Genomic DNA, 17,112 nt, shown 5'->3' with positions numbered 1-17,112 from the left:
GCTATCCGGAGCCTTACATTTCCACAAAAGGATTAATCGCGTGTTCGCGGTCGCCGACAACTTCATGCCCCGGGGCCTGCTCGATGACGGATTCAAAATATCGAACCGCCCCGACCGATACGATTTGGTGAACGCTTCGAAACAATTCCCGTGCCGTATTTCCCGTCCAATCGCCCGGCAGCAGCTCGGAAGGAAAGAGCGGATCCAGGAAAAGGAACTTCCGGTATTCATGAACAAGCTCCGTCCGCTCAATAAAGCAATCCCGGTCCGTCAAGGAATTGTCCCATATCCGGGCCTGAAGCTCGGCGAATTTCTCCCGGTATTTCTGGATGAAAGGAACATACTCGTTCGCAATCGCTTCAAAATCCCAGCCGCGCTTCACCACTTCGCTGTCGCTGTGAGACATGACGGTGCTTGCGCTAAACAGCATCGTGTAGGCTTCCAATTGATACGTCTTGATCATTTCGAGCGTCTGCCGCTCGAGCGGGTTCGGGCTTACCCAGGTGCTGTTGGATATCATGCCGAACCCGGTCCAGACCAATTCCTTGCGGACTTGATTTCTCAGCTCCCGCTTCTCCTCCGGCATGGAATACGTAAGAATGCGCCAATAGCCGTCCCACTTGTGAGGCGTTATCGTATACACCTTCTTAACCCCGTCTTCGATTCTTCGCTTGCCCTTGTCCGTTAACCGGTAATAGCTGTTCAGCCCCATTTTGCGAACTTGAAAAAGCTCCTGCTGAACCATGCGAAGCGTCGCGCCGCGGACGGAAGACTCGGAAATGCCAAATTCACCCATCAGCTTAATCAGGCTTCCAATCCAAATTTCCCCTCCGTAATATTGAACATAATCGCCGAACAACGTAAACATCAGTGATCTGGGCTTCATGCTGGGTTCTCCTTATATACGACCATTTTTCGAATTACAATCACTGATACTAGATTATGCCAGTTCGTTTACGAATTCAAGGCGTTTCCGGCGAGAAATGGACGAAGGCCCTCTTCAGAATGATTAAGATCCGGTCCGTAATTTAAAACGCTGAATTTTACCCGACTGTGTCTTCGGAAGCTCATTCACAAACTCGATCAGCTTCGGGGATTTATAGGAGGCAAGCTCGTTCTTGACGAAAGCTTGCAGCTCGGACTTCAAACTTTCGTGAGCAACGATCCCCTCCTTCAGTACGACATAAGCTTTCGAGACCGTAAGATCATCCTCCAGCTTCACTCCTACGACGGCAACCTCGAAAACGGTTTCATGTTTGATTAAAGCGTTTTCAATTTCAATGGGGGAGACCCAGATGCCATTCACCTTGATCATGTCGTCCGACCGTCCGCAGTACCAGAAATAGCCATCCTCATCCATATAATATTTATCGCCGGTATGCAGCCATTCTCCGATAAACTTACGTTTGTTCTCCTCATGCAGGTTCCAATACCCGTGGGCGATGCTGTCCCCCTTCACGAGCAGGTCGCCGACCTCCATAGCCGATGCGGGCATCCCGAGTTCGTTCACGACTTTCGCATCGTATCCGGGAACGATCTTGCCGGTGCTGCCTGGCCGAATATCCCCGATACCATTGGACAAAAAGATATGCAGCACTTCCGAAGAACCGATGCCGTCCAAAATATCAAGGCCGTACAGCTGCTTCCATTTCTTCATGAACTGCGCAGGCAGCGCTTCTCCGGCCGATATGCAGATTCGCACCGAGGAGAGATCGTATTTGCGCTGCGAACGTTCTGTCAGATCGATCATCGATCCGTATAAGGTAGGAACGCCAAAAAACACGGTCGGCCTGTATTTCTCGATCGTTTCGAGCACAACATCGGGCTTCGGACGTCCCTTAAGCAGAACGGTCGAAGCGCCTGCGCCGAACGGGAAATACATGCCGTTGCCTAACCCGTAAGCAAAATATAGTTTGGAAGCCGAGAACGTGATATCGCTTTCGTTCAATTGGAGCACATTTCGGGCGTAAGCGTTAAAGGCATACTCCATATCATGCTGCAAATGAATGATCCCTTTCGGATTGCCTGTGCTTCCGGAGCTGTACAACCAGAAGGCGGAATCGCTGTGCGTCGTATGCGCCCCTTCCAAGTTCGTCGATTCTCCGTTCGTCAATTGACGGTAATCCATCACGTCGGCTTCATGGTTAGCGCTTTCATGAATGACGATTACATGCTTGACATAACGCAACCGATCCCGGATGTCGCGGATTCGATACCATAAGCTTTGATGGGCCACAATGACCTTGGCTCTGCTGTTATTCAGAAAATACTCGTAATCTGCCGGAGCCATCGCCGTGTTGACCGGAATAGGAACGGCGCCGACCTTCACGGCCCCGAAGAAGCTTTCCACGAATTCCGGCGCATCGTCGCATAAGAGCAGCACACGGTCTTCCATCGTAATGCCCAATCGGAGCAGCGCATTGCCGAACCGGTGAACCGCCTGCTGCAGCTCGTCGTAGGTGATGGAGATATCCTGGAAGTAGATGGCGACTTTATGTCCTAGCCCGTTTTCCACATTTCGGTCTATAAAACGAGAAGCGGCATTATAAGGCAAACCCATTCCTTTCAACGTATCCATTGCATCCTCACCTTCAATCTGAAGTTGAGCGGCAATATTCTTTTTTTAGTCTGTCATCTAAAAATATTGCCGCGCAAGTACGCTCTCCACCATACTTTTCGCAAGATAGGCTCTGTTATTGTCCCTTCCAGTTCGGTTGACGCTTCTCAAGGAATGCGCTCAAGCCTTCTTTGGCGTCTTCCGAACGGAACAGCAGGTTTTGCAGCTCGCCCTCGTAACGAATGGCAACGTTCAGCGGCATTTCGATGCCGTTCTGAATCGACAGCTTAATATTGGATACGGCATAGGAGGCGCTGTTCGCCAGCTTCCGGGCGTATTCCAGCGTCAGCTCCCTTGCTTGCTCCTGAGGGAACACTTTGTTAACCAAGCCGATCTCAAGCGCCTCCTGCGGCGTCAGCAGATCGGCGGATATATTCAAATCAAGCGCGCGGGAAGGACCGATCAGACGGGCCAAACGTTGGGTGCCGCCCGTGCCGGCAAGAACGCCCAGCGTAACTTCAGGCAATCCGATTTTACCCGATTTGTCGCCCATAAACCGGAGGTCGCAGCCGAGAGCCATCTCCAATCCGCCGCCAACGGTATGCCCTTCCAGACAAGCGATGAACACTTGCGGCGAGCGCGCGATTTTATCCAATGTTTCGTTGCAGAACAAACAGAATTGCGTTTTGAATTTCGGGTCCGCCGCCTTCAGGAAGTTAATGTCCGCACCCGCAGAGAAAAAATTCGGCACGTCGCTCATCAAGACGGCAACCTTGATGCTCGGATCGAAACGGATATCGTCGATAGCCGCGTTAAGCGCTTTGTAAAACTCAAGGCTGTAGGAGTTCGTTTTGTTGATATGAAGATGAATTTCGGCGATGCCGTCTTCCTTCTTTAGCGTCAGCAAGCTTTCTTGTTTCGTTTCAGTTGCCATAGGGTATAGCCTCCTCTTAATATTATGTTTTTATTTCAACCGTCTACAATACATAATATACACAATTAACCGTTTACATTCAACAACTGAAAATCAACCAAACCACGCGTATATATGCGGAAAATAGGAGTAAATCTTGGATATGCTCCCTTATTCTCATATATTACGTTTTTTAGACGAATGTTTAATAAACATTTCACGCTCTCTTTTCGGTCGAATGCCAAATGGGAACGATCCCCTCACTCGCATAATTATTCCATGTCCGTATGGCAATTCCCTGCTGAACGGTCTTCCAACTTTCCCGCATTCCGGTTGGGTAGGCGCGCAATCTACAAAAAAAAGCCTGAATCATAAGATTCAGGCCTGCTGTTGAAACACCCGTATGTTTTTTATCCCAACCATCAGCTCACTTCTACTGCACCATATCCCACTCGTGAACTTCATAGGAGCGTGCGCCGGAACGCACATAGGGATCGTTCTCGGCCCACGTCCGCACGTCTTCTATCGCCTCGGCTTTATAAATGACCATACCTCCCCAGCCATCGGCAAACCGGCCATTGGCGAATATGTGCCCCTGTGCACGCTGCTCTGCAAGGTAGGCCAAATGCTCATTTCTATGCATCTGGCTTTTTTCTGCATCAAGCATCGGCAAAAAAACGACGAACATTTTCATGACGGAAACCTCTTTCTATACGTTATCTTTCAAGCAACCTCGTACGAAAATGGAAGCTGCATACTTTTCTCGTTATACATATGCCGTCAAAAATTTTCGGACGATCTCTAGGACGTCAGGCGTCCAGAAGCGGATGCCGTGCCCGGCGCCTTTCACTTTGTAGAACGTGACGTCTTGTCCCGCTTCTTTCAACGCTTCGTACAGCAATACGCTTTGATTAAACGGAACCAGCTCATCCTGGTCTCCGTGCATGATCAGGAACGGCGGCAACGCTTTTTCCCTGGAAATATAGGTGATCGGATTCGCTCTCGAAACTTTGTCCGGATGCTCCTGAATAGGACCGCCGATAAGCAAGGATTCAGGCGAGTCCCCGGCATCATGGTCCACTTTGGAAGGATACTTGTTCATTTGCAGCAAATCCGTAGGGCCGTAGAAATCGACGACGGCTTTCACTCCGCTGGACTGCTCCGTATACCGGTCCGATTCGAACTCCGCAAAACCTTCGCTTACGCCGACTAAAGCGGATAGATGTCCGCCCGACGAATCTCCCCATACGGCAACCCGTGCAGGGTCAATCTGATACTTGTCGGCATTGGCCCTCAAATAGCGGATGGCTGTCTTAACGTCTTGAATTTGTGCAGGAAACGTTGCTTCGAGGGAATGCCGGTATTCGACACTCGCCACAACATACCCGTGATGGGCGAAGTCGGACAATTGAGGAATAGCCATATACAGACTTTGAGGAAGCCAGCCCGATCCTTGTACATACACCAGTAACGGATAAGGCCCCTTTGCTCGGGAAGGCATGACGATATTTATCTTTAAGGAGCGGTCTTCGTATTGAGCATACTCGATATCGGGCAAATATACACACGCATAGCCGTCATTTTGATCGCCATATACGATCTGCATGCCCTCCGGACTTTCTTGATCTGCAGGAACATGCATATCCCTGAATTTTATTTTCGGTGCAGACATCGGCCGGAGCTCCTTTATTCTGTATTGGGTAACGTCCACAAACTAAAGCAGCCTTGATCTTGTAGACCAGATCAAGGACGCTCAAGCGACTCCCGTTAAAACTCCATAGGCAGTCCGATATAATTTTCCGCGAGACTGGTCGATGCGGCACGCGAAGACGTGACGTAATCCAGCTCGGCCAATTGAATACCGCGTTCGAATGGTGTATGTCCCATGTCCCGGTGCAGCATCGTGGTCATGAACCAAGAGAAGCGCTCCGCCTTCCAGATGCGCCGCAAGCAAATTTCCGTATACCGATTGAGGATATCCGTCTTTCCAGCCTTGTAAAACGCTTCAAGCCCCCGCGCCAGCACTTGCACGTCTGCCGCTGCGAGATTCAGCCCCTTAGCCCCTGTCGGCGGCACGATATGAGCGGCATCGCCGGCCAAGAACAGTCTTCCGTACTGCATCGGGTCGCAAACGAAGCTGCGCATCGAAACGATGCCTTTTTGAAAAATCGGACCTTCGATGAGCTTAAACCCGTCCTTCGTCTCAAGCCTTGTGTGCAGCTCGGACCAAATCCGGTCGTCGGACCAGTTGTCGATATGGTCTTTGGCGTCGACTTGAAGATACAGCCGCTGAATTTGCGGGGAACGGGTGCTGACCAGCGCAAAGCCCTGTTCATGGTTCGCATAGATGAGCTCATGCGATGATGGAGGCGCTTCCACAAGGACGCCCAACCAACTGAACGGATAGATCTTCTGATATTCCTTGCGGACCGATTGCGGGATCGCCGGACGGCTCGGGCCGTGAAACCCGTCGCAGCCGGCAATATAATCGCATGCGATCTCTTGCAGTTCGCCGTCCTTATTCGGGCGGAATCGTATTTTGGGCGCGCTTGTATCCACATCGTGAAGACTTACGTCTCCGACATTGAAGTAAATTTGGCCCCCTGCTTGAAGCCGTGCCGCAACCAAATCTTTAATGACCTCGTGCTGCGCATAAACCGTGACATACTTGCCCCCGGTGAGCTCGTGAACATTGACCCGATGCCCGGTTCCGTTGAACCGCAGCTCAAATCCTTCGTGAAAATGCCCTTCTTTCATCATTCTTACGCCTACGCCCATCTGATTCATCAGATCCACTGTACCTTGTTCGAGCACGCCTGCACGGATCGTTCCCTCGATCTCCTCGCGGGTCCGGCTCTCGATAATAACGGACTCGATGCCTTGCAAATACAGCAGATGGGAGAGCAACAGCCCGGCAGGACCGGCTCCGATAATGCCAACCTGAGTACGCATAAATACCTCCTGTTGCTCCTTGATAGCGGTTATTATTTGTTCATCAGGGATTGAAAACCTTTCGCTCCGTTGATTGCCGGAGGCCACTCACATAAGTCGAACGGATAATCCGTGCCCGGCACAACCCGATCCTCTCCGACCAATTCCACCAAGTAGTTCAATCCATCGGGATTCCAGAGCACCGTATCATACCAGAATCGCCGGATCTGCTCCTGCGGCGATTGCTGCAGGTGGGCGAATGCCCCGCCCCACTTCTCATACCCTTTGGCCAGCCTTCCGATTTGGTAAGGAAGAAAGCCTCCGCCGTGCGCAAGCAGTACTTTTGCGTCCGGGTAACGTTCAAGCGTCCCGCTCAGCAGCAGGTCCGTGGCGCTAACGGTCGTTTCCCACGGTACGCCGATCAGGTTGGGCATCATCCGTTTGCTTAATCGCGGATCGGTGCACAACAAGGGATGAACGAATACGACGGCTTTCCGCCGGTTGGCCGCTTCCCAGAAAGGAGTGAAGCGCTCTTCGCTTAACAGGTGGCCGGACCAGGAGGAGGCCAGGATGGCTCCCTGAAGTCCGCCGTCCATGGCCCGCTCCAATTCCCGGGCAGCCGCCTCCGGATCGTTCATCGGCAGCGTAGCCAGTCCAGATAGTCGGCCCGGATGGCTCCGCGCCCACTCCGCCAAGCTATCGTTATAAACGGCAGCCAGCTCCTTGGTGATGTCCGCTGGGAAATCATACAGAAACAGCTGGGGGATCGGGGAAACCAAGGAGTGGACAACCCCTTGCTTCCCCTGCTCTTCCAAATATAGAAGCGGATTCACGAACGCTTCCTTCAGCTCGAATTCCCAGTTTCCGTTGACGCTCAGGAACTCGGCTTTGTTCGGGTCCTTCTTGACCCAGCTGGCGTTAACCGAAGCCTTGTTCTCTTGCAGCCACCGCAGCACGTCGGGAGGGATAAAATGCGTATGAATATCGTACATCTTCAAGACCTCCAGGTAAGCTGATGGATACGTTTTACTTCCGTCTCTCCGATACCGGAACCCCGGCGATACCCCAGTGCGTCTTCGGAACTTCCGTGACGAGCACCCGGATATTTTCTTTCGGGGCATCCAGCTCTTCGGAAACCGTATCGGTCACGCGGGCAATCAGGCTTTTCACTTTTTCAGGCGGACGGCCTTCCAGAATCTGAATGTTAATAATCGGCATATCTGATCATTCCTTTGCTATTCTTTTACAATAAAATCGACGGTACCCAGTCCATCGAACTTGGCCGAAACGGAATCGCCCACATTCAGCATGACGGCGCCCGTTATTCCGCCGCTCAAAATAATTTGTCCGGCTTTCAGCTTCAGCCCTTTTCTTGCGAGCATATTGGCCAGCATCGCGACGGAGTTCGCCGGATGCCCGACGACAGCGGCTCCTGCGCCAAGATCCTTGATTTGTCCGTTAATGCTCAACGTAACACCGAGTAAGTCCAGCTCCAGATTGTGGGGACGCTTAATCGTGCTGCCAAAGAAAACTCTGGACGAAGAAGCGTTGTCTGCAATGACATCGGGAAGCGTAAACTGGAAGTTTTGGTAACGGCTGTCGATGATCTCGAGCGCAGGCAGCACGTAGTCCGTAGCCGCGAGCACTTGAGCTCCCGTAATGCCGGGGCCCTCGATATCTTTGCCCAGTACGAAAGCAATCTCCGCCTCCACCTTCGGGTGAATGAGATCGCTTATGGCAAGCTCCTGACCGTTCACTACCATATAATCGAAAATATATCCGTAAATAGGCTCGTTCACATTCATTTGCTTCATCTTCGCTTGGCTGGTTAACCCCATCTTCGGACCTACGATGCGGTAGCCTTCTTCCAGCTTCATATGCACCAATTGCTCTTGAATGGCATAACCGGCTTCAACGGTCAAATCGGGATGCTCGTTCGTTAGCTTGAGCACCTCTTTTTTCTCCACTTCCGCATTAATCAGGAAGCGGGCGAGGTCTTTGATAACAGTCTTATCCATCTTCGTCCTCCCGAATTTGTTTAGTTGCGTTGTTTGGCCAGCTCTGCGGCCACATCCACGATCATATCTTCTTGACCGCCAACGACTTTACGCTTGCCCAATTCAATTAACACATCCCGCGAGTCGATGTTGAACCGTTTAGCCGCGCGCTGTGCGTGAAGCAGGAAGCTCGAGTATACACCCGCGTAGCCAAGCACCAGATTATCGCGGGTAATTTCTTGAGGAACCTGCAAAATCGGCGCAATCACTTCTTCTGCGACGTCCATAATTTTATAGAGATCGATCCCGGTCCGGATGCCCATATGCTCAAGCACGGCAATCAGCACTTCCGTTTGCGTATTGCCTGCGCCGGCTCCCAGGCAGCGGATGCTGCCGTCGATGCGTTTGGCCCCTTCTTCGATCGCAGCCAGCGTGTTGGCCATGGCCAGAGACAAATTGTTATGGCCGTGAAAGCCGACGTCCACCTGCAGGCTTTGACGAAGCGCGCGAACTCTTTCCTTGACCTGATGCGGGAGCAAGGCCCCTGCGGAATCGAACATGTATACCGCATCCGCACCGTAGCTTTCCATTAATTTGGCTTGCTCGACAAGCTTGTCGACCGGCGCCATATGCGACATCATCAGGAAGCCAACCGTTTCCAGTCCCAGCTCTTTAGCCTTGGACAGATGCTGCGCCGCAACGTCCGCTTCCGTCACATGCGTTCCGATCCGGGCCATCTTGACTCCAAGCTTGGCCGCTTCCTTCAATTCATGGACCGTACCGATGCCCGGTAATACAAGCACCGCGATTTTGGAGTCGCCGCTGACGGAGACGGCCGCTTCAATTAGCTCCATTTCATTCGTATGGGACAAGCCGTATTGCAGGGAAGAGCCGCCCAAGCCGTCGCCGTGGGACACTTCGATATAGGGGACGCCCGCTTCGCCGAGCGCCTTGGCCACCTTCGCGACTTGCTCAACCGTATATTGATGGGCGATGGCATGGCTGCCGTCGCGGAGGGCCACTTCCGTAATCAGTAGATCGCGTTCTGTCGTCATCTTCGAGCTCGCCTCCTTACTTAGTCGTTTGGGCCAGACGGTGGCGTGCGATTTCTTCCGCCACTTTGACCGCAGCTGCCGTCATAATATCGAGATTGCCGGAATAGGTAGGCAGGTAGTCGCCCGCCCCTTCCACCTCGAGAAACACCGTTACTTTGTTGCCGTCAAAAATCGGAGCCGTCCGAAGCCGGTACCCCGGTACGTACGATTGAATGGAGGCTACCATCTCTTCGATCGAGCGGCTAATCGCCTCTTCGTCCATCTTGTCGGGGTCGACTAAGGCATAAACGGTATCGCGCATCAGAATCGGCGGTTCGGCGGGGTTCAGAATGATGATCGCCTTGCCCTTCTTCGCTCCACCGATGCTTTCGATGCCGTGGGCCGTCGTTTCCGTAAACTCGTCGATGTTGGCACGGGTGCCGGGACCCGCGCTCTTGCTGGAAATGGTCGCGACAATTTCCGCATATTCCACCGGACACACCCGGTTCACAGCATGAACGATCGGGATCGTCGCTTGACCGCCGCAGGTGACCAAATTGACGTTATCCGCTTCGATATGCTCCTTGAGGTTGACCGTCGGTACGACCAGCGCGCCTACAGCGGCCGGCGTCAAATCCATGGCCAGCTTCCCTGCGTTTCGCAGCGCCTTCGCATGACGAATGTGGGCTTTAGCCGAAGTGGCGTCGAATACGATATCCGCCAGCTCCGGTCTTTCCAGAAAGCCCGGCAGACCGTTCTCAATGGCAACGTATCCCCGTTCTTTCGCACGAGCCAATCCATCCGACGCCGGATCAATCCCGATCATCGTCGTCATTTCCAATACTTCGGACCGCTCAAGCTTATACATTAAATCCGTGCCGATGTTGCCTGAACCAAGCACGGCGACTTTTATCTTGGACATGACATGCACCATCCCTTCATTATGTGTCCTGAAACCAAATGGCTTTAACCTTCGAAGCTTACGCTGACCTCGCCCAAGTGGGCAAGCCGCGCGCGGAAATGATCTCCCGGCTTGGCATGAACAGCTGCGGACAACGCGCCCGACAAAATCACTTCGCCGGCTTTCAGCGTAATGCCGAACTCGAACAATTTGTTGGCGAGCCACGCCACGCACGCTGCAGGATCTCCGAGAGCCGCGGCGCCTACGCCGGTATTCATAATCTCGCCGTTCTTATACAGCACCGAACCTACGAGAGTCAGATCGACGGCATCCGGCTTGACCGGTTTGCCCCCAAGGACATAAAGTCCGGAGGATGCGTTATCCGCAACCGTATCCTGGAGCTTGATCTTCCAATCGGCCACCCGGCTGTCGACAATTTCAAGCGCAGGCAGCACGTAATCGGTTGCGAGCAGCACATCCAGCGCCGTTACGTGCGGGCCGATCAAATCTTTCTTCAGCACAAACGCAATTTCCGCCTCGACTCTCGGCTGGAGCAAGCGGGAGAACGGAATGACTCCGCCGTTCTCCACAACCATATCGTCCAGCAGATGTCCGTAATCGGGCTGATCCACCTTCAGCAGCTGTTGCATCGCCAAGGAAGTCAGACCGATCTTCTTCCCTACGATGACGCTGCCTGCCTTCACTTTCTTATCGATATTGATAAGCTGCACCTGGTAAGCGTCTTGTATGGTCAGATCGGGGTCTAATGAAGTAAGCGGATCTACGCCCTTGCCTTGCCGGACCGCCTGCTCCAAATGATCTGCATAGTTGATCCATTTGCCATCCATTCGATTGTACCACCTGTCTGATTAGAGTTTGATGCAAATATTGGTTAACTCGGAGTAGAACTCGAAGCTGTGTACGCCTCCCTCGCGCCCGATGCCGCTTTGCTTCATACCGCCGAACGGCGTGCGAAGATCGCGGAGGAACCACGTGTTCACCCAGACGATACCGGCTTCGATCTGACCGGCCACCCGGTGCGCCCGGCGCAAATCGTTCGTCCATACGGAGGCGCTGAGCCCGTAATGCGTATCGTTAATTTGCTCGAGCACTTCTTCTTCCGTATCAAACGGAATGACCGTAACGACCGGTCCGAAAATTTCTTCTTTGACGACGCGGCAGTCGCGAGTGAGCCCGGTAATGATCGTCGGCTCCAGGTAGTAGCCTTTCTCCAAGCCTGCCGGACGTTTGCCGCCGTGCAGGATCGTGCCGCCTTCTTCGACGGCCAGTTTAATATAGCCGGTCACGCGCTCATAGTGCTCTTCGCTGATCAAGGCGCCGACTTTCGTCTTCGCGTCGAACGGATCGCCGACGACCAGCTCCTTCGTTTTGGCAACGAATTTATCCAGGAACGCTTCATAGGCGGAACGTTCAACATAAATTCTGGAGCCGCACAAACATACCTCGCCTTGGTTGATAAAGCTCGATTTGAGCGTCGTCTCGATCACTTCATCCAGATTGGAATCGGCGAAGATGACATTCGGATTTTTGCCTCCGAGCTCGTAGGACAACCGTTTCAACGATTTGGCTGCGGCAGCCATGATGATTTTCCCTGTCGTCGTTTCTCCGGTAAAGCTGATTGCATTCACATCCGGATGCTCGGTCAAGGCCGCGCCCGCCGAATTCGGGCCGAAGCCATGCACCAGATTCACGACGCCGTCCGGCACGCCCGCATCGCGGCATATTTCGGCCATTACCGTCGCCGTCATCGGCGTAAGCTCCGCCGGCTTCATGACGACCGTGTTACCGGCAGCAAGCGCAGGGGCCAGCTTCCAAGTCATCAAGAGAAGAGGCAGGTTCCACGGGTTAATGAGCCCGATAACCCCGACCGGACGGCGGATGGCATAGTTGATCGCCACATCGTCCATTTGGGTCGCTTCGTTCGTAATCGTGCGGATATAATCCGAGAAGAAGTGGAAGTTATACGCTGCCCGCGGAATGTCGATGCTGCCGGACAACCAGGTCGGTTTGCCGGTATCCAGCGATTCCAGTACGGAAAGCTCCTCTTTCCGCTCCAGAATCAGATCGCCTACCTTGCGCAGGATGGCGATGCGTTCATTCGCGGTCATCTTCTTCCAAGGACCGTTCAGCGCCTTACGGGCGGCTTGGACCGCCAGTTCGATTTCGGCCGCTCCACCTTCCGCAACGGTCCCCAGCTTCTCTTCCGTCGCCGGATTGATATTGTCGAACGTTTTCCCGTCAAGCGAAGGTACAAATTGGCCGTTAATAAAATGTAAACAATCGATTGGTTTCACCTTGGTTTGCTGCATGTCGAATTCTCCTCATCTATCTATATAATTTAAGATACGAACGAAATAATGGCGTTGGCGCTGCCGGAAGATTGGCCGTAGCCCCAGAACTCCGCGCGCTGCTTATCATCCAGCACACCCAGCAAAGCGGCCAAATGGCGGCCTCCCGATTCAACACCAGCGATTCGCGCGTATTGGGTCAACATTTCGCGGGCAGCGGTGTAATCTCCATTCATTAAATAGCCGATGAATTGGTTATCCATCGCCTGTTCCGACCGGGTCGGCATATGCTCACGGCCCCGGACCAGGTTGTGGGACAAGGCGCCGCTGCTGACGAACACCGCCCGTTTCTCGCTTTCCCTCAGCACTTTGCCGATTTGAAGGCCCCATTGATACGATTCTTCCAGGCTGGAAGCCAAGCACACCGATAAACTGATGACGGAGATGTCCTGGTTCGGAACCATGTAACGAAGCGGAACAACCGTACCATAATCCCAAACATAAGTCGGATCGTTGATCTCCAGAATGGGAATACCGGCCGCTTTGCCCGCAGCCACCAGCTTGCGAGCCAACTCCTCATCGCCTGGATAGTCATACGGCACATCCGAGATAAGATCCGGGCACTCCATCGCCGTCAAGATTCCGGAATGCCTCGGGGTTGCATCCACGTAGTGATGAAAGGTTGCCGGAAAGTGACAAGACATCAGCACAACTACATCCGTCTTAAGCTCCTTGATGCGGTCCCGCATCTGCTTGAGTCCCTTAACCAAATCCTGTTGGAAGTCAGGCGTATTGGGTTCATGACAAATGCTTGGAACGTGCGCGGCTAACATAGCCATTTCCAAAGACATATGATCCCTCCCTAAATTTACCTTGATGAAAGCACTTACAATGGTTATGATTCAATATTACTCACTTCCGGTTCTGCAATCAACATCGCCGTTCCTCTATATGCAACGAGCTTGATTATTTTTTTCTCCTTCCTTTCGCCGTTCCGCTCATGCTATACTTGTTTTCAAAAAAATTCGTGCCGTATTCTTGTATAGGCAACAACAAACGAATGAGGCCATGTGGGGGATTTGTATGCCTGACAAACCAGCAGGGGAATCTACGCTTTCATCCGTCAAAAATTCGCTGCGGATCTTGAATAGCTTTACGAACGAGGAGCCTGAAAAACGGGTGATCGATTTAGCGAATGAGCTTCAGCTTGGAAAAAGCACCGTTAGCCGATTGTTAAGCACGCTGGCGAGCGAGGGCTTCGTCACCAAAGACCCCGAAACCCAGAAATACAGGCTGGGCTTACGGATCCTTACGCTAAACAGCATTGTCATTGCAAACCTGGAGGTTAATAAGGAAGCCCGTCCGATTCTCCGCAATCTGGTGAATGAAACCGGAGAAGCGGCCCATATTGCCGTATTGGAAAACCAGGAGGTCGTCTATACCGAGCAAATCGAGTGCTCCCATCCGGTACGTATCCTGTCTTATGTCGGACGCCGCAACCCGGTTCATTGCACCAGCTCCGGTAAACTTTTGTACGCTTTTTTAGACCGCGTGGCTATCGTGAAGCTGCTGCAGCAAGAACTGAAGGCGTATACGCCTAATACGATCACCGATCCTGATATCTTGAAAAAGGAACTGATGGAAATCAAACAGGCGGAATTTTGCTACAGCGATTGCGAGTTTTTACAGGACGTCGTCTCCTTTGCGGCTCCGATCCGCGATTATACGGGAAAGGTGATCGCCGCGATCTCTTTGGTAGGCCCGAAGCACCGGATTCTAAAGCATCAGCATTCAACCATCAAAAACAAGGTGATCAAGGCGGCCAAAGAAATTTCCAGAAATCTCGGGTATATGGCGTAAGGAAAGAGGGGCGGCTCGTGTGACAAAATTTCATTACGCGTGGATCATTCTTTTCATGTCGTTCGCAGGCGTATTGGGAGCCCAGGGAGTCCGTTTATCATTCGGTGCCTTTGTCGAGCCCTGGCAGCAGGCATTTGGCGTAGGCCGCGATTCGATCTCTCTCGTTTCCGCCGTCAGCTTTATCGTTTACGGGGTGACCGTCCCCATCTTCGGCAAACTGACGGACCGCTTCGGGGTTACGCGCGTGTTTGCATTCAGCGTGTTATTTACCGGCCTATGCACGATCGCCGTCGGCTTTACAAGCGACTTGTGGGAGCTTGCCCTCGTATACGGCGTTGCCGCGTCCATCGGATTCGGCGGCGCGTCCGGCGTCGTTGCGACCGTTGCGGTTACGCGATGGTTTGCCGCCAAGCGCGGCCTCGCTTACGGCATATTAGAGGCGGGCTTCGGTGCCGGACAGATGATCATCGCACCCGCTTCCCTGCTTCTGATCCATTCGATCGGATGGGAGCGCACCTCCGTCTATATGGGCTTGATGCTGATCGTCCTGTGTCCCGTATTGCTCGCTTTCTATCGTTCCAAACCGTCGGAGAAAGGCATGCTTCCCTTGGGGGGCGTGCAGGCTGAAGAGCCAGCGCCAAGTAGGCTTGAGCCTGCCAAGAAAGCTTCGACCCTGCACATCTTGAAGCTGCGTTCCTTTTGGCTGCTGTTCATTCCCTTCTTCATTTGCGGATACACCACAACCGGGCTGATGGATACGCACCTGATCGCTTACTGCAGGGGCGCCGGATACTCCACGGCTTTAACGGGAACCGCGGTCAGCGTGCTGGCGGCTTTCAATATCGTCGGATGTCTGCTATCGGGTAAAATAGCCGACCGCTGGAACCCTGCGATGATTTTAACCGTGTTATATCTCATTCGCGCCGCCACGCTGCCGATTCTCTTCCTGACATTCGATCCAGTTTGGCTGCTGGTGTTTTCCATTCTGTTCGGACTTGTCGATTTCGCCACGGTTGCTCCAACGACACTTTTGACCGCGGACCTGTTTCAAACGAACTCGCTTGGGCTCGTCCTCGGTCTTCTCACCTTGGGCCATCAGTTCGGTTCGGCCCTCGGAGCTTATTTCCCGGGCTGGCTGTATACGCAAACCGGCAATTACACGCTGCCTTTTCTTACGGCGGCGATTCTGCTCGTCTTCGCTTCCCTGTTAAACCTGATGTTTCCGCAAGCCGTAACGAAAAAAAGCGACCTTCCCTGCTGAAGGTCGCTTTCTTGTTAACGTATATTCGCCCGTACGGCGCGATGTTTATCTTATGCTTACCGGAGCGTGGTTATGGCTGGCTATAGAGGCGAGACAAGCATCGATCACTTTCATGTTACGGATGCTGCCTTCCGTGCCGTATCTTGGTTTGGTCCGGTCCAGAAGGCAGCTGGAAAGATGCTCCACGCCGAGCTTATAGTAGTTGCCGTAATGTCTTTCCTCCTGCATGTTCCCTTGCTGATCCGTCAGTTGGATAAGGCCTTCGCCGTCCGTTTGCGGGATGAAAGCTTTCGGAACGCGAATCGTCCCCCGGGTCCCTACAATTTCATACTCATGGCGCGTGGACATATTCATTCCGCAGTCAAAATAGGATTTCGTGCCGTTCGCAAAGTCAAGTATGGCAATAGCTGACAAATCAACCTGGTGGGACGCTGAAATACGGCCCCAGCTGGAGACACTTTCAGGCTCGCCCATGATTTCCCTAATCGCGTGGATACAATAGCAGCCGATATCGTATATACTTCCGCCGCCATTCTGAGGATGGAGACGGAAGTTGCCTTCGAGCTTTTTCAGCATAAAGGTAAAGGAGGAACGCATCAAGACGACCTCGCCGATGGCGCCGGATCGAACCATCTCTTTGACCCTCTGGTGCTGCGGGTGGAATTGATACATCAAGGCTTCCATAAAAAGAACATGATGCCGCTCGCATACGTCGATCATTTCGCTTGTTTCCCCAGCGGTCAATGCCGCCGGTTTCTCGCACAATACATGTTTGCCGCGAATCGCGGCAGCTTTCACCCATTTCGAATGCAGTCCGTTCGGCAGAGGAATATAAACCATGTCGATGTCCGGGTCATCCAACAGCTCCTCGTAAGTTCCATAAGCTTTAGGAATCCGGTACTTTGCGGCAAACTCCCGCTCCTTCCCGCTCCCGCTCGCAATGGCTGCAAGGGTGGCGTTGGAAGCCGATTGGATCGCAGGTATGACTTGAGTCTCGGCAATTTCCGCCGTACCCAAAATTCCCCAATTTATTTTATCGCTCATCATATTCCCCTCTCCTCGTATAGTATTTCTTGAAGGCAGTTACTTGGCCGATTTCCAGTCCCCTAGGGGACTGGAGGACGCCTTCAAAATTTCCAGCTTGCTCTTTGAAAATTGAATTGGGACTGGACTTTTCGAGATGCTTCCAGATAATAATTCTTAGGGTTATTCGGGGAAATCCTTCTCTCTCCTGTAGCATCGACTACTCTTAAAGTCTGCTTCCTCGGCTCTCGCTTGAACTTCTAACCCGCTGGCTGTCCCCTTCGGCAACCCATGCTCGAAGATAGCAGCTTCGAGGCAGCTCATAG

At 52.8% G+C, this 17,112-nt stretch carries 17 protein-coding genes; 2 read left to right on the top strand and 15 right to left on the bottom strand.

Going from position 1 to position 17,112, the window contains the following annotated elements:
* Positions 1–13 precede the first annotated feature (13 nt).
* The 14 genes from JMF85_RS12395 to JMF85_RS12330 form a co-directional block, all read right to left on the bottom strand.
* Positions 14–886, bottom strand: a complete 873-nt coding sequence (locus JMF85_RS12395; protein WP_054799011.1) for a PaaX family transcriptional regulator — start codon at positions 884–886, stop codon at positions 14–16.
* 123 nt (positions 887–1,009) lie between these two features.
* Entirely contained in the window at positions 1,010–2,578 is a 1,569-nt protein-coding gene (locus JMF85_RS12390) for a benzoate-CoA ligase family protein (protein WP_201318305.1), read from the bottom strand.
* A 115-nt stretch (positions 2,579–2,693) separates the two neighbouring features.
* Positions 2,694–3,491 carry an enoyl-CoA hydratase/isomerase family protein gene (locus JMF85_RS12385; RefSeq protein ID WP_127607555.1) on the bottom strand — a complete coding sequence of 266 codons (798 nt, stop codon included), beginning with the start codon at positions 3,489–3,491 and terminating at the stop codon, positions 2,694–2,696.
* A 412-nt stretch (positions 3,492–3,903) separates the two neighbouring features.
* Entirely contained in the window at positions 3,904–4,164 is a 261-nt protein-coding gene (locus tag JMF85_RS12380) for a YciI family protein (RefSeq protein WP_201318304.1), read from the bottom strand.
* Positions 4,165–4,236: 72 nt separating this feature from the next.
* The gene (locus tag JMF85_RS12375; protein WP_201318303.1) at positions 4,237–5,142 is read right to left on the bottom strand and encodes an alpha/beta hydrolase; all 906 of its coding nucleotides are present in this window, start codon (positions 5,140–5,142) and stop codon (positions 4,237–4,239) included.
* A 95-nt stretch (positions 5,143–5,237) separates the two neighbouring features.
* Positions 5,238–6,422, bottom strand: coding sequence for a 4-hydroxybenzoate 3-monooxygenase (gene pobA / locus JMF85_RS12370; protein WP_054799010.1), 1,185 nt, complete (start codon positions 6,420–6,422; stop codon positions 5,238–5,240).
* 32 nt (positions 6,423–6,454) lie between these two features.
* A complete protein-coding gene (locus tag JMF85_RS12365; RefSeq protein ID WP_201318302.1) occupies positions 6,455–7,393 on the bottom strand; it encodes an amidohydrolase family protein in 939 nt (312 codons plus the stop codon).
* 34 nt (positions 7,394–7,427) lie between these two features.
* Positions 7,428–7,619: a 4-oxalocrotonate tautomerase gene (locus tag JMF85_RS12360; protein ID WP_127607562.1), complete on the bottom strand. Its 192-nt coding sequence runs from the start codon at positions 7,617–7,619 to the stop codon at positions 7,428–7,430.
* 17 nt (positions 7,620–7,636) lie between these two features.
* Positions 7,637–8,419, bottom strand: a complete 783-nt coding sequence (locus JMF85_RS12355) for a 2-keto-4-pentenoate hydratase (protein ID WP_201318301.1) — start codon at positions 8,417–8,419, stop codon at positions 7,637–7,639.
* A gap of 20 nt (positions 8,420–8,439) precedes the next feature.
* Positions 8,440–9,453: a 4-hydroxy-2-oxovalerate aldolase gene (gene dmpG, locus JMF85_RS12350; protein ID WP_201318300.1), complete on the bottom strand. Its 1,014-nt coding sequence runs from the start codon at positions 9,451–9,453 to the stop codon at positions 8,440–8,442.
* Positions 9,454–9,469: 16 nt separating this feature from the next.
* The gene (locus JMF85_RS12345; RefSeq protein WP_054799046.1) at positions 9,470–10,354 is read right to left on the bottom strand and encodes an acetaldehyde dehydrogenase (acetylating); all 885 of its coding nucleotides are present in this window, start codon (positions 10,352–10,354) and stop codon (positions 9,470–9,472) included.
* 44 nt (positions 10,355–10,398) lie between these two features.
* The gene (locus tag JMF85_RS12340; protein WP_054795662.1) at positions 10,399–11,181 is read right to left on the bottom strand and encodes a 2-keto-4-pentenoate hydratase; all 783 of its coding nucleotides are present in this window, start codon (positions 11,179–11,181) and stop codon (positions 10,399–10,401) included.
* Positions 11,182–11,202: 21 nt separating this feature from the next.
* Positions 11,203–12,663, bottom strand: a complete 1,461-nt coding sequence (locus tag JMF85_RS12335) for an aldehyde dehydrogenase (protein WP_054795661.1) — start codon at positions 12,661–12,663, stop codon at positions 11,203–11,205.
* Positions 12,664–12,692: 29 nt separating this feature from the next.
* On the bottom strand, positions 12,693–13,493 hold the full coding sequence (locus JMF85_RS12330; protein ID WP_054795660.1) for a DODA-type extradiol aromatic ring-opening family dioxygenase: 801 nt from the start codon (positions 13,491–13,493) through the stop codon (positions 12,693–12,695).
* 232 nt (positions 13,494–13,725) lie between these two features.
* Here JMF85_RS12330 and JMF85_RS12325 point away from each other — a divergent pair, with 232 nt between their 5' ends.
* Positions 13,726–14,502 (top strand): IclR family transcriptional regulator, encoded by a 777-nt coding sequence (locus JMF85_RS12325; RefSeq protein ID WP_127607568.1) that lies wholly within the window; start codon positions 13,726–13,728, stop codon positions 14,500–14,502.
* 19 nt (positions 14,503–14,521) lie between these two features.
* A complete protein-coding gene (locus JMF85_RS12320; RefSeq protein WP_236595839.1) occupies positions 14,522–15,763 on the top strand; it encodes an MFS transporter in 1,242 nt (413 codons plus the stop codon).
* 45 nt (positions 15,764–15,808) lie between these two features.
* Here JMF85_RS12320 and JMF85_RS12315 read toward each other — a convergent pair whose 3' ends face one another.
* Positions 15,809–16,810: a Gfo/Idh/MocA family protein gene (locus JMF85_RS12315; RefSeq protein ID WP_236595838.1), complete on the bottom strand. Its 1,002-nt coding sequence runs from the start codon at positions 16,808–16,810 to the stop codon at positions 15,809–15,811.
* Positions 16,811–17,112 lie beyond the last annotated feature (302 nt).

Source organism: Paenibacillus sp. EPM92 (assembly GCF_016586185.1).
Classification (GTDB): domain Bacteria; phylum Bacillota; class Bacilli; order Paenibacillales; family NBRC-103111; genus Paenibacillus_G; species Paenibacillus_G validus.
This window is presented reverse-complemented; position numbering and strand designations above follow the sequence as displayed.